Genomic DNA, 13,696 nt, shown 5'->3' on the forward strand with positions numbered 1-13,696 from the left:
TAATAATTGATATAACGTACATTTAGCTATTGTCGATGTCACCCCTGCGAAGGTAGCAGGGTCTAAAAAAGTCTAATAGTTTTCTTGGCTATTTTTTTAGATCCCGCACCGAAGCAGGGACGACATAATGGCGGTAACATCACCCCTAATGGCGATGATTACTTGAGCCTACTATTAATTTATTACATCGATAGTTGAGGTTAAGATAACATTAACATATATAAATGATCCTAGCCAAAATATTTGCAAAATTGACTTGCAATAATACTTAAAAATATTATACTTACGTCTATTAGCAACGTGGCTTTGGTATGCCTAGTTTTTGCTAGACTGATCTTAAAATACCAAATAAAGGAATTATAATGCCTAAATTAAAAACAAAATCAGCGGTAAAAAAGCGCTTTAAGCTTACTGCTACTGGCAAAGTCTGTGCCACTCAAGCTGGAAAAAAGCACTTCATGCGACGTCGTACAAAATCTCAACTTCGTAACCTTAGAGGAACAACAATTCTCTGCGATCAAGATGCAAAGAACTTGAAAAAATTCTTTCTTCCATATGGAATTTAATAATTTAAATAAGGAAATAGGTGAGATATGTCACGAGTAAAATCAGGAAAAGTTTCAAAAAATCGTCATAAAAAAATTCTCAAACTTGCTAAAGGTTATAGGGGAAGATCGAATAATTGCTTTAGGGTAGCAATTGAAAAAGTTGAAAAAGCTCTGCAATATGCTTATAGAGATCGTAGAAATCGTAAGCGTGATTTTAGAGGGCTTTGGATACAAAGAATCAATGCAGCAGTACGCGAGCATGATTTAGTATATTCACAGTTTATGGGTGGACTGAAAAAAGCTGCCATAGATATCGATCGCAAGGTGCTAGCTGAATTGGCAGTCAACAACCCACAAGGTTTTGCAGATATAGTGGTGCAGGTAAAGACTCATCTGCAATAGACTTATTAGACCTCTTGGATCATTATTAGATATCTTTCGAAACTCGCATAAGCGAGTTTCGAAAGATATCTAATGAGAGTGTTGTGAACGGATTCTTTGTGGTAATTTTGTCGTCAAAATTTACTTCCGTTTCTCACATATATCTGCATACTGCTTGCGGTATTCAGCTACATTTTGCCTAAAAATTCCTCAAAAATTATTCAGTTCAATTGGCAACTGGAGATAGTAATTTATTGCATGTATCTAATTTTGTATAGTATAATCTTACTTTTAATTCATTCTTAAATTTTATTAACAATATAAAAATAATAATTTTATGATTAAAAAACTTTTATATACTTTTTTGATTCTTATAATTGCTTTTACTCTTTCTAGCTGCGGTCGGAATCTTGCGGCAAATACATATACTAGTGATTCAACATTAAATATTGTATTGGAAGGAAGGCTTCTTGCCAAAAGAGATATCAAAATCACGGAGGATGAAAGACTTGGTGATAATGCAATTGGTGGTCTAGCTGGGGCTGTTACTGGTGGGGCGGTTGCTGCTAGCGGAACTAATAACGCGGCTATAATTGTTGGTGGTGCTATTGTTGGAGGTGTTACTGGTGCAATAATGCAATCTGCTTTGGGAGCATCAAAAGGTACAGAATATATCGTACAGGTTAATAGATCGAATTTGAAAGACGATTATTACGAAGGTAGCAGACTTTTAAGAAATGCTATGGCAGCTGTACGTGCTACAGGTATTATCACCATTGTGCAGGCTAGAGAAGATAAAACCAATCCTGTGATAAATGAGGGGCAAGATGTTCTAGTTATTCTTTCTGAGAAGAGAACTAGACTCATTCCAGCTACATATAAAAATTAATAAAAATACATAGTTATATGGTCAGAATTTTCTTTATAATTTTACTGTTTTTTTCTACATCGGCTTGTACTAAAACGACTTTTGTGAGATATGCACCTGATTATTCGCAATCGCTAACTAAGTCCAAAGTTGCTTTACTTTTACCACCAAAAGTTGAAGTAAATCAAATTGATGCTTTTAATAAAAAAACGAGAGTTTATAATTATGAGGATTGCCTTGAAGAAAATATTGTAGATACATTCATAACCAAAATGCAGGACAAAGGGTATAATATTAAACTTTTCTCTAGAACAGAAATTGGTACTAACAAACTGTCAAAATACGTCGTTGACATTAAGGATAATTTTGATGAAACTCTAAATATACTCTATGCTAGTGGAGCTTGGAAAGAGGATGCGGCATATTCTATTGATGAAAAAATTCCTTCTGCAGTTGATCTTGGTGAAAAAGCAGGAGCTGATTTACTAGTTTTAATAAATTTCTATGCGGAGAGTAAAACATCTGGTGCAGTAACTAAGGATTTTTGTACAGAGATTTTGAAGGGATGTATAACTGGTAGAGTCAATTTATCAGACCCATCAGAAGTTTCGCGAGTTAGATTAGCTATTCTTGACGTACCAACTGGTAGGGTACTATGGACACACTCGGTAGGACTGTCTAATGATATGATTGACACCACTATTGCTAGTTTTTCTGATGATGACAAAGTGGATAAGAAAAATCTTTCTAAGTTGTTTAATTCAGCACTTGCAGCTCTTCCTGATGCGAAATAGGTCTGTTATACCTTTTTATATTCATCCACAGATGGCTGGTTGAATGGATCGATTTTTAGGTGATTTGCAATTAGTATAGTACTCAACATTACGTGAATAATTTGATCTACAATTACCTGTTCATCGATATGTACAAAATTCTCTAGCATCACTGGTCGTTTGACTTGACCTAATGCATTATATATATTATTAGAATGAGCAGCTAGAGCTATTTCAATATCTGAGTTTGCTTTGTTAGTAATAACTTGATAAAATTTATCATCCGGACCTTCTAAATAAAGCTGCAATTGACTGTGTTGATCAAATGTTCCTTTTGCTATTATAGGAGTTATACCAAAACCATTCTTACCAAGTGATTCAGCTATAATCTGTTGTTGCCATCTACATAGACCATCTAATTGATAACAATAATTAAACATAACTAATATATGTCTATTTAAATAATATTGATTAAGGTAATGCTCCGCTATCTCACAAATATTAAATCCATCAAGAAGAATATCTGATATTTTTTTTGAAGCAGCTAGTACGACTTTATGTACATCAACTCCTGCAATTGCGGTTGGGAGCAAAGATGCATTAGAAATTACGCCAAATCTTCCACTACGAATATTATCATGTTCTAGACAATTTGTACCAAAAGACTCTGCTAAATTACGTAACAAATTATTACTAAACGGTACTATTACATAAACATTTTGAGGGGGAACATGTAAAACTTCTAAAACATACTTAGTTAATAAATAGGTTTCATTTGTGTTCCCAGACTTACTCAATGAGAAAAAGACTGCTTTACTTAAATCAACTAATGCCAGTTTCTCATCAATTTCCAACTGATCTAAACTATCAAGATATATTAGCCTTTTAGTAGCTACTGCCTTTATACTTAATAATGCTCTAACATTTAGAGAAGACGCACCAAAACCTATAACTACCACAATATCATATTTTAAGGCAAGCTGAGCTGCGAGATCCTTTATTGCATCTTGCTTAATCAGATCAAACCTTAAAAAATCATATTTATTGGCTTTAATCTGTAAAATAAGATCGTTATATACCTTGCTAAGCATTTAATCTCCGGTTAATATGATCCCGCTATCTTCGCAGGGATCATCTGTCAAATTCAACCTGAATTCGATGTAACAAGTTACATCGAATTCAGGGATACATATATACTACTCGTAAATGAAGAGTTGATGGTAATTCAGGTTATCATAATTTAAATAAGTTGCTTATACCACTACGCATTAGGCTTTTGGGATTCATATTGCTTGCCTTTTTCATGAAACCACTTATTTGTTTAAATTGTTTCAATAGACTATTCACTTTTTGTACTGATGTTCCAGATCCTTCAGCGATACGTTTCCGACGTGAGGCATTTAGCAAATCTGGGTTTTTTCGTTCTTTCTTGGTCATAGATAAAATTATTGCTTCTTGGTGGTCTATTAATTTGCCACTTAATTTCGATTGATCGACCTTATCGATAATTTTATTAATACCAGGCAACATACTCATCATACTACTGAATCCACCTAGTTTCTTTATACTCCTCATTTGCGTTAGATAATCTTCCAAATCAAATTTACCTTTTTTAAGTCTAGCAGCCGCTCTTTCTGCCTCTTGATGGTCTATTATGCTTGCTGCTTTTTCAACGAAGGAGATGATATCTCCCATATCTAATATTCTTGAAGCTATGCGTTCTGGGTCAAATAATTCTAAATTTGTCAATTTCTCGCCAGTGCTTAAGAACTTAATAGGTTTCTTGGTAACATGTTTAATGCTTAGAGCCGCCCCACCTTTGGCATCGCCATCAATACGGGATAAAATTACGCCGGTAATCCCTAATTTTTGATCAAAATTGCTAGCTATAAGTACCGAATCTTGCCCTGTCATTGCATCAACCACCAAAATTATCTCTTTTGGGTCTATTAAATTTTTTATATTTGATGCTTCTTTCATCATCTCATCATCGATTTGTAACCTACCTGCTGTATCATAAATAACGACGTCATAGGCAGATAATTTCGACTCGTGTAAAGCTCTTTTCGCAATATCTATAGGAGTATGGTTGGGGACAATAGTTAAACAATCTACCCCTATAGATTTACCAAGGATAGTTAATTGTTCCTGAGCAGCTGGTCTATAAATATCAAGAGAGACTAAAAGTACCTTTTTATTTTGATTTTTTAGCCTAAGTGCTAATTTGGCACTTGCTGTAGTTTTTCCACTGCCTTGCAGACCAACCATTAAAATATTTACCGGCGGTTCAGATTTAAGCTGTAAACTACTTTCATCTAGAGACGAGGATAATATATTGATTAACTCATTATGGACAATCTTTACTATCATCTGCCCTGGAGCTACTGATTTTATGACTTCCTGCCCCATAGCTTTTAATGCTACTACAGCAATAAAATCCTTAACTACCGGCAGTGCAACATCTGCTTCAAGAAGGGCAATCCTAATATCACGCATAGTATCGTTTATTTGGGATTCCGATAAAGTACCACTTCTTTTGATACGATCAAAAATTTTCGTTAGATTTTGAGTTAATGTTTGAAACATAAAATGTAATAAATTACTTGAATTCACCGCATTGTAGCATACTTACTAATAATCACTAAGCATATTAGCAAAAAAAAGAGCAATTAATTTGTGAAATAAAACTTTCAGCTTTTATTAAGAACTAGTGGTATTGTTACAACCAAGAATTTATTATTTCAATTTTCTATATTATTTTCTCTTGCTATCAATGAACCAAATCAGCAATATATTACCAAATAGATATATAAAATATAAATAAATCAAATGGTAAAAAAGAATAGCTATATTTTAGCAACTGGCGATGAAACGGATTATAGACTCAGTATTTTGAATAAAATATATGGTAAATATACTAATATTCTATTGGATAGGCTAGAACTTCGTCCAAATATGAAAGTAGCGATTATTGGTTGTGGATCTGGTGAGACTATTGATATAATATATCAGAAAATTGGACAAGATGGCAAACTATTATGCTTAGATATAAGCCCAAAACAGATAGAGCTTACTAAAAGTAAGTTAAGTAGTAAAAACATCGATATTGTTGAATACCAAGTTGCAGATATACAAGATTATCAGGGTAATGAGCAATATGATCTAGTATATTGTAGGTTTGTACTCATACATCTAACACATCCTCAAAAAGCCTTAAATAATATGTTAAGTTTATTAAAGCCAGGTGGAACTATTGCATGTGAAGAGCATGATTATAAAGCTATATTTAATTATCCATATGCTCGTTCAATAGAACAATATAAAGAATTATTACATAAAATTGCAAAAAGACTTAGTGTAGATTATTCTTATGGTATAAAGCTATTTAATACTTTATGTAGTCTTCAATTAACAGATGTAAAATTTGATTTTCATCAACCAGTTTTTAATGGGGCGGAAGAAAAATTATTATTAAAATTATCTCTTTTAGAAGAAAAAGAACATTTTATTAAGCATAAGTTGATCGATAATTTAGAAATAGAAAAGATGCTAAAAGACATGGATCAGATTATTCAAGACAAGACGGTTATACAAAGTGCAGGTGGGGTATTTCAATCTTGGGGGAAAAAACTCCAATAAACGCGAATTCGGAGGCAGGGGTGACATTGTAGGGTTTTATGTTACCCCTGCTTCGGTGCGGGATCTAGAAAAATAAACCGAGAGGATTTGTTAAACTTTTTTAGACCCCTGCTTTCGCAGGGGTGACATCGTAAGAGGATCAGAATTAACTAATTCTTATCTCGAATTGGGGTAATAAGCATAATTTATTCCCTCATAAATATATTTCAATGAACGCAAATGCGAGGCAAATAATGTTAAACTATCAGCAAGAACAAAGAAGCTTAACGAAAGAACAGAAAGAAGCGGTTGGGTTGCTTTCGATAGGGACGTTCTTAGAATTTTTTGATTTTATGCTTTACGTACACATGGCTACATTCCTCAATGAGATATTTTTCCCAAAAACAGATCCTAGTACTGCCACTTTGCTCGCAGCAGCTGCTTTTTGTTCATCATATGTGCTGAGACCTATAGGAGCATTAATATTTGGATATATAGGAGACAATATAGGGCGTAAATCAACTTTTATTATAACTACTTGTATTATGGCAGCCTGTTGCCTCACTATGGCTAATCTCCCAACTTACGCTCAATGGGGTTATACTGCTTCTGTATGTATGGTTATATGTCGTGTTATGCAGGGACTCTCTTCTATTGGAGAAATAGTTGGTGCGGAGGTTTACGTTACAGAAATGACGAAACCGCCTGCTCAATATCCCGCTGTAGCAACTATTGAAGTAATGGGGCTTTTAGGCACAACAATTGCCTTAATTGTTGCAAGTTTTGCAACTTTAGGAAATGTAAATTGGCGTATAGCTTTTTGGTTTGGAACAATAATAGCCATAATTGGAGGAACTGCTCGAAGAATTTTAATAGAAACTCCTGAATTTGCTGATGCAAAACTTCAGTTAAAAAGGGTATTTGAAAAAGCTAATATGGATATTAAAAAATTAAATAATAACCCCATTGTTAATGAAAAGGTGAATAAGAAAACAGCCTTAGCTTACTTCTTATTAGATTGCTCTTGGCCATTAAATTTCTACATTGCGTATTTTTTTTGTGGTACTATTCTAAAAAATTCTTTCTGTTTTAGTACAGAACAAGTGATTCATCAAAATTTAATGCTCTCAATAATACAAATTTTTCCTTGGTGCATGTTAGCTTGGCTAAGTTACAAAATACATCCATTAAAATTACTAAAAGTAAAGTTATTTATTTTTTTACCTTTTATATTTATTTTTCCATTTTTACTGAAAAATGTCACTAACTCATTTAATATGTTATTAATTCAGAGTTTTATTGTTGTCTTTTCTCCAACTACCATACCAGCTGTTCCGATCATTCTTAAAGCCATTCCTATCTTTAAACGTTTTACATGTAGCGGTTTAATATATGCTTTTTCTCGTGCTGTTGTCTTTATTGTTTGTTCTTTTGGATTAATTTATTTAACAACATATTTTGGCTATCTAGGATTATTATTTATTATGATTCCAGTAAGTATTGGTTATATATTTGGGTTACTTCATTTTGAGAAGTTGTCTCGGGAAACTGAAAATCATCTTTAACCATAATTTTCCATTGTTTCAATAAAGGCTGTTTAATGAGTAGATGTTGATAGCATAGTTCAATAATTTGTTGCTTTATTACTGGTATTTGAAGATGGATAGCTAAGGTAAAAATATGTGTTATATGTTTCCTCGATAATCTTTTTGGCTTTCTCGGGGGATTTAACCTCTAAAGTTTGTAGATTATGTATCCGATCAAAGATTTTTATAAATGCCACATTATACTTTTTTTCTCTATATAAAATTTCTACCACCTCGGCAGAGCTGATTTTATGTCCGTCTTCTTTAATCCTAGTTAAATCCATAACTTGTCCAGCAACTATATCACCAAAAATATAGGCAATCATCTTTTTAGTAAGTTCTGTATCCTCGATGGTGTCATGTAGTAATGCGGTAACTATCATGTCAGTCCTAAACAATCTTGGAATTTCTAGGGCTGTGTACTGGGCAACCATATAAGCCACCTCTATTGGATGCGAGTAATATGGCTCGCCGGATTGTCTCATTTGACTACCATGATATTTTTTAGCATAGTAGATGCCTTTTTTGACTTCATCAATGTTTATTGGTTGCTTTACTTTTGTATTTAGCAAAGTTAATTCATTAAGCAACCTCTCAGCATATGCACAATACTGGTATCTTGGATTATCCCCATAGTTAATATATTCCATAAAAACCATAATATTTTTATACTCAACTTATATACTACAGTTGTAGTACTAACGTCAAAACGATGTCATCCCCGCGAAGGCGGGGATCTATATAACATACCTTCTATGCTACTTTTTAGACCCCTCCTACGCAGGGGTGACATACGAAGGAGCTGGGATGAATGACAGACAGGGGTGACATACGAAGGTGCAGGAACACCCTAGGCTATTAAACCGATGTCTTACATCAATACTTGAAGTTATGTTATATCTTAAATATTGCTTTAGTTAGTTCATCATAGCTCTTTAACCTAACCAATATAGATTCTAAATCATCCAGCTTGATCATACAAGGTCCGTCACTTGGGGCATTATTTGGGTCTTGGTGAACTTCCATAAAAACACCTGCTACTCCGACGCTAACAGCTGCCCTTGCTAGTATTTCAACATATTTTCTTTCGCCACCACTACTGTTACCTATGCCACCTGGTTGCTGAACTGAATGGGTTGCATCAAAAATTACAGGAGTCTTAGTTTCTGCCATAATTGGCAAACTACGCATATCCGATACTAATGTGTTGTAACCAAAACATGCACCCCGTTCGGTAAGCATGATATTTTTTGCACCAAACGCTTCAAGTTTAGCATACACATTCTTCATATCCCAAGGGGCAAGAAACTGGCCTTTTTTAACATTAACAACCTTATTAGTCCTAGCTGCAGCATGCAGCAAATCTGTTTGTCTACATAAGAAGGCAGGGATTTGGATTATATCAACAATTTCAGCAACTTTAGCACACTGATCCTCTATATGAACGTCAGTAAGAATAGGGCAGTTAAAGGCTGTTTTTACTTTAGACAAAATTTCCAGCCCTTTCTCAAGACCGCTACCCCGGATACCATTTATTGAAGTTCTATTGGCTTTATCGAATGACGATTTATAGATAAAGGGGATGTTAAGCTTAGCAGTAAGGGTCACAAGCTTGTCAGCCATAAATAATGCATGATCTAGACTTTCTATTTGGCAAGGTCCAGCAATAAACACAAATGGTAAGGTATTACCAATTTTGATATTATGTAAATCAATTATTTTTTGCATAACTTGGTCCTTAAATTTTATTTGGCAATGGGCAAGCTAGACTCTTCTTGCTTATCGTTAACTTGTTCAATTTTCTTAATTATCCCAAGGTTTTTCTGAGAAGACAGATTGGCAAGAATAATAGCATTAATTATAAACAAGGTGGCAAGCACTACCGTGGTTTTAGTCAAAAAATTAGCTACAGTTCTGCCTGTTACAACACCCATATTACCACTACCACCGCTCATACCACTTAACCCATCATTGCCAGTCTTTTGCATCAGAATTACGATAATTAGCAGTATTGCTATTACAATATGAACAAAAAGTAATATATTCATCATTTTCTAAAAAACCTATAATTTAATATTTGAACTAAAATTTGATAATCAAGTGAAGATTTGCCAATCATAACCCCATCAATATTCTGTATACTTAATATTTTTTCTATATTACCTAAATTTACAGATCCACCATACACTAAGCTAATATTATTTGCAACTTGGCTTTGCTGAAGAAAATAATTGAGGACATCAAATATCTCTATTAATTCTTCTTGGTTAGGAATAATCCCTGTTCCTATAGTCCAAATCGGCTCATAGGCTATTATCACATCTATCCCCTCCCCTATTTTATCATTTGGCAGGGATTCCACTAATTGTTTTAATAAAAAATTTTTATAATTATTATTTTTTCGTGTAGCTAGGTCTTCTCCGATACAAATAATAGGGCTGATCTTGGCGTTCAAGCAATTCTCTGCTTTTTGTCTGATTAATTCATTGGATTCTTGAAAGAAACTTCTACGTTCACTATGACCAACAATAGCATAATTAATACCACTTAGCTTCAGTAATAGGCTTGAATATTCTCCCGTATAACTTCCTTGTCCTTCAAATTGACTGACATTTTGTCCACAAAACTCTATAGATTTGAATTTATCAGATAAATAAGCAAGATAGGGAGCAGGAGGAGCTATAATAAATTTATTGTTATGTTGCTGCTCTGTTAGCCTAGCACAAAATTTAAATGCATCATCTAAACTTATATGCATTTTCCAGTTAGCAATAATAAGTTTTTTCATAAAAATCGCTTGCAGATATTAGTGTACAGAACTATCTTAGTATACTACAAAAAACTTGAAGAAAAAATTTATATTTATGTTAAATAATATTAGAAACGCTGCTGATAGTTTTGTAATGCGTGTTTTACTTGGAATGATTGCCTTTGCATTTGTTGGATGGGGAATTAAAGATGTATTACAGACTACCAATAATTTTGATTTGATTACATTTTCTGATACAAAAACTATTAGCGAAGAAGATTTTCTAAAAGCAAAAGCCGAACAAATTCGTGTTATTCAAAAACAAACTGGAACACATCTTAGTGAAGAAGATATAAAGCAGTTGAATATTGATAATTTTATTATTAAAAAACTTATCAATAATCGCATCATGAACTATTTAGTACACTATTATAATCTAGATCTAACTGATGATACTGTGATTCAGTTTATTAAAGAATCTGCTAATTTTAAGAATGAGCAAGGTCTATTTGACATAGCACTCTTTAAAGGTTTTTTAAAAAATTCTTATATTAATGAGGAGGACTATGTATCTGACGTTAAAGAACATACCTTAAAGAATAGTCTCATTAGTATTTTTATAGAATCATTTCAAACACCAAAAATAATGGTCAAAAATATCGTAGACTATATGGCTGAAACAAGAGATGTCGACCTTGTACAAATTGACCTAAAAGCTCAACCTAAAGGTGCGTTTATGACTTATGCAACTCCGGGCCAGTTAGAAGAGCTATACAAGCAAAACCAAGAGTTATTTGAAATACCGGAAAAACGTAGCTTGTCTTATGTAAAAATATCAAGTGAAGTGTTAGGTAAGCAAATTCATAATAGCGATGAAGAATTATTGAAGTTTTATCAGGATAACCAAGAAGAATTTGCTAATAAAAAATTTAGCGAGGTACGAAAACAGGTTAATGAATTATTGCAACAACAAAAAATAGAAGAGCTGAAGCTACTATTAGCAAAAAATCTAGAAGATGATGTGGCAGCTGGTTCAAGTTTAACAGAAATTGCTGGAAAATATGAATTACCAATACAGAATTTAGATTCTGTAAGTTATAAGGATTTAACTAATAATATACAAGATGAATTTCAAGATTTGGCTAAGCCTGCGAGTGGCGAGCGAACGGAACGTAGTCAAACCGTCGTTCCTACACGAAGTCCCATCGTACCACAACGCCAACACTTGAAAGGCGAATTGTATATTGATCTTGACCAAAATGCTGACAGTATTTTTGATCTTGCAGAAGGAGAATTATCATATCCAATGGAGCTAACTGATAAAGGAGCTTTTATATTGGTTGAGATTAAATCTATTCAGCCAAGTAAACTACAAGAATTCTCGGCAGTCAAGGATCAAGTATACGAACTATGGTATAAGCAATATATTAGAAAGATAAATTTAGGAAACATAGAGAGTCTTGCTAAAGAATATAAACCTGGTAAAAGTAAAAAACCTCTAGACATTACTACCAACCAAGCTACAGTTTTTTCTAGGTATGAAATTCATAATAATCAGCAATTACCAGCAGAATTACTATCAGCAATTTTTAATGCTAACATTGATTCCAATACTCCAGTTTTTCAGTCAAAAGATAAGGCGTATTTTGCTTATGTAAAATCAAAAAGAATTGATAAGACGAAAAGGCAAGAAATTCAGAAAAAAAATGAAGTAGATATTGCAGTAGCCATAAGAAACAATGTTATTGATGAGCTGATTAGCTATGCCATCAAGAAAAATAAAATGAAACAAAAGAGTATGTGATTTATATTGTAATCTCAGTTTGATGTAATAAATTAATAGTAAGCTCAAGTAATCATAGCCATTAGGGGTGATGTTACTGCCATGATGTCATCCCAGCGAAAGCTGGGATCTAGAAAAATAAACCAAGAGGATTTTTTAAAATTTTTTAGACCCCGCACCGAAGCAGGGGTGACATCCGAAGAGGCAGGGATGAACACCCTAGGCTATTAAACCGATGTCTTACATCAATATTTGAGGTTATTGTATGTTATCATGATATAAATAAGACAATTTAGATAACTAATTTTAACTATATTGTTACTAAATCTTGCATATTAATATATATTAAGATTATATTATGTCATAATTAATATAATCTTAATATGTGTTTATTATGTCAAAAGATCGTATGCTATTAGAAAGGTTTTCTACCACAATACAATTACTTAAGAATGAAATTGATAAAATAGAACGAGCTAAAAAGTTATTTGCTACTGATAGTAGTGTTCATGAGATATTGAAGGCTGCTGATTTGGAAAAATGTTGTAATTTTGTAAAAAATACGGAAAGTAAATTAATAACTAGTCAGGAACTAAAATTGGCTAGTCGGGAATTAAAAGTTAGTTTAAAGGGTCTATATATAAAAAATTCTACCTTACTAAGGTATGATATAGATGATTGCAGAAATTTTGAAGAACGCAGTGACCAAATAGACGAAATAATTCAAGCTAGAAAGTTACTTAAATGTATTGACCAACATAATTTTAAGGAAGCACTGAAGATTGCTGGGTTGAGCTATATAATTAAGGAGTCTACACCATGGATAAGTAGAATATTGGAAAATACTTTTTTTGAAAATTTGGATAAATATTTAAAAGTTAGTAAAATATTGGAAAATACTTTTCTTAAAAATTTGGATGAATATTTAGAAGTTAAACGGGGAGAATATGAGACAATACTAGAGGCACGTCAGGCTGAATATGAGCGTGAACCAAGTGCTCCAGAACTATCCCTATCAACTCCTCCTGAAGGATCAAGTAATTGTAATAATACGTATGTTACTACTAACAACCATCCAGCAGCAGATTCAGCACCACCTAGTGTACTACCACTTGATCATTTATGCCCGCAACTACCTTCAGATATTACAACTATATCCCATACAATGAACTGTCCTCCGAAAGCTCGTAAAGTTGCACCACTACTTCCAGCACCACCTCCATATAGTAAATATTATAGTGAAGCAGTGCATGATGTATCTGATGAGACTCTTTTAGGTGATTTATATCATCATAATTAAGCTCAGTTCGATATAAGCACCCATAGTACCCTACATTTTTCTATAATCGTCATAGCAAGGCTCTTTAGATGCCGTGGCGATCCAAGTAAA

14 protein-coding genes are annotated in these 13,696 nt (G+C 33.3%); 8 read left to right on the forward strand and 6 right to left on the reverse strand.

Translation table 11 applies throughout. The features are described 5' to 3' along the window. Positions 1–362: 362 nt before the first annotated feature. The 4 genes from rpmI (at position 363) to ACN1AG_RS00640 (ending at position 2,591) form a co-directional block, all read left to right on the forward strand. Positions 363–566 carry a 50S ribosomal protein L35 gene (rpmI, locus tag ACN1AG_RS00625; protein WP_341747956.1) on the forward strand — a complete coding sequence of 68 codons (204 nt, stop codon included), beginning with the start codon at positions 363–365 and terminating at the stop codon, positions 564–566. A 27-nt stretch (positions 567–593) separates the two neighbouring features. Then, positions 594–950, forward strand: a complete 357-nt coding sequence (gene rplT, locus ACN1AG_RS00630; protein ID WP_341747957.1) for a 50S ribosomal protein L20 — start codon at positions 594–596, stop codon at positions 948–950. A 316-nt stretch (positions 951–1,266) separates the two neighbouring features. Further along, entirely contained in the window at positions 1,267–1,818 is a 552-nt protein-coding gene (locus ACN1AG_RS00635; RefSeq protein ID WP_417905100.1) for a hypothetical protein, read from the forward strand. 17 nt (positions 1,819–1,835) lie between these two features. Continuing rightward, the gene (locus ACN1AG_RS00640; RefSeq protein WP_417905101.1) at positions 1,836–2,591 is read left to right on the forward strand and encodes a hypothetical protein; all 756 of its coding nucleotides are present in this window, start codon (positions 1,836–1,838) and stop codon (positions 2,589–2,591) included. Between the two features lie 5 nt (positions 2,592–2,596). Here the strand turns inward: ACN1AG_RS00640 and ACN1AG_RS00645 are convergent, their stop codons facing one another. Next, on the reverse strand, positions 2,597–3,661 hold the full coding sequence (locus tag ACN1AG_RS00645; protein WP_417905102.1) for a hypothetical protein: 1,065 nt from the start codon (positions 3,659–3,661) through the stop codon (positions 2,597–2,599). Positions 3,662–3,803: 142 nt separating this feature from the next. Further along, entirely contained in the window at positions 3,804–5,156 is a 1,353-nt protein-coding gene (gene ffh, locus ACN1AG_RS00650) for a signal recognition particle protein (protein ID WP_417905103.1), read from the reverse strand. Positions 5,157–5,399: 243 nt separating this feature from the next. On the opposite strand from ffh, the gene ACN1AG_RS00655 reads away from it, so the two are divergent. Both ACN1AG_RS00655 and ACN1AG_RS00660 read left to right on the forward strand, forming a co-directional pair. Next, positions 5,400–6,209, forward strand: coding sequence for a class I SAM-dependent methyltransferase (locus ACN1AG_RS00655; protein ID WP_417905104.1), 810 nt, complete (start codon positions 5,400–5,402; stop codon positions 6,207–6,209). A gap of 233 nt (positions 6,210–6,442) precedes the next feature. Beyond that, positions 6,443–7,753, forward strand: coding sequence for an MFS transporter (locus ACN1AG_RS00660; protein ID WP_417905105.1), 1,311 nt, complete (start codon positions 6,443–6,445; stop codon positions 7,751–7,753). A gap of 59 nt (positions 7,754–7,812) precedes the next feature. On the opposite strand, the gene ACN1AG_RS00665 is transcribed toward ACN1AG_RS00660, so the two are convergent. From ACN1AG_RS00665 to ACN1AG_RS00680, 4 genes are all read right to left on the reverse strand, one after another. After that, positions 7,813–8,424, reverse strand: a complete 612-nt coding sequence (locus ACN1AG_RS00665) for an HD domain-containing protein (RefSeq protein WP_417905106.1) — start codon at positions 8,422–8,424, stop codon at positions 7,813–7,815. Positions 8,425–8,668: 244 nt separating this feature from the next. Continuing rightward, positions 8,669–9,502 (reverse strand): 3-deoxy-8-phosphooctulonate synthase, encoded by an 834-nt coding sequence (gene kdsA / locus ACN1AG_RS00670; protein ID WP_417905107.1) that lies wholly within the window; start codon positions 9,500–9,502, stop codon positions 8,669–8,671. Between the two features lie 17 nt (positions 9,503–9,519). Beyond that, positions 9,520–9,825: a preprotein translocase subunit SecG gene (gene secG / locus ACN1AG_RS00675; RefSeq protein ID WP_417905108.1), complete on the reverse strand. Its 306-nt coding sequence runs from the start codon at positions 9,823–9,825 to the stop codon at positions 9,520–9,522. Then, positions 9,822–10,562: a triose-phosphate isomerase family protein gene (locus tag ACN1AG_RS00680; protein WP_417905109.1), complete on the reverse strand. Its 741-nt coding sequence runs from the start codon at positions 10,560–10,562 to the stop codon at positions 9,822–9,824. Before ACN1AG_RS00680 ends, secG begins: the two co-directional genes overlap by 4 nt. 76 nt (positions 10,563–10,638) lie before the next feature. Here ACN1AG_RS00680 and ACN1AG_RS00685 point away from each other — a divergent pair, with 76 nt between their 5' ends. Together ACN1AG_RS00685 and ACN1AG_RS00690 are read left to right on the forward strand one after the other, a co-directional pair. Continuing rightward, complete coding sequence (locus ACN1AG_RS00685; protein WP_417905110.1) at positions 10,639–12,327, forward strand: peptidylprolyl isomerase; 1,689 nt, start codon at positions 10,639–10,641, stop codon at positions 12,325–12,327. A gap of 373 nt (positions 12,328–12,700) precedes the next feature. Further along, complete coding sequence (locus ACN1AG_RS00690; RefSeq protein WP_417905111.1) at positions 12,701–13,606, forward strand: hypothetical protein; 906 nt, start codon at positions 12,701–12,703, stop codon at positions 13,604–13,606. Positions 13,607–13,696: the final 90 nt, after the last annotated feature.

This window comes from Candidatus Tisiphia endosymbiont of Micropterix aruncella (assembly GCF_965178575.1).
Classification (GTDB): domain Bacteria; phylum Pseudomonadota; class Alphaproteobacteria; order Rickettsiales; family Rickettsiaceae; genus Tisiphia.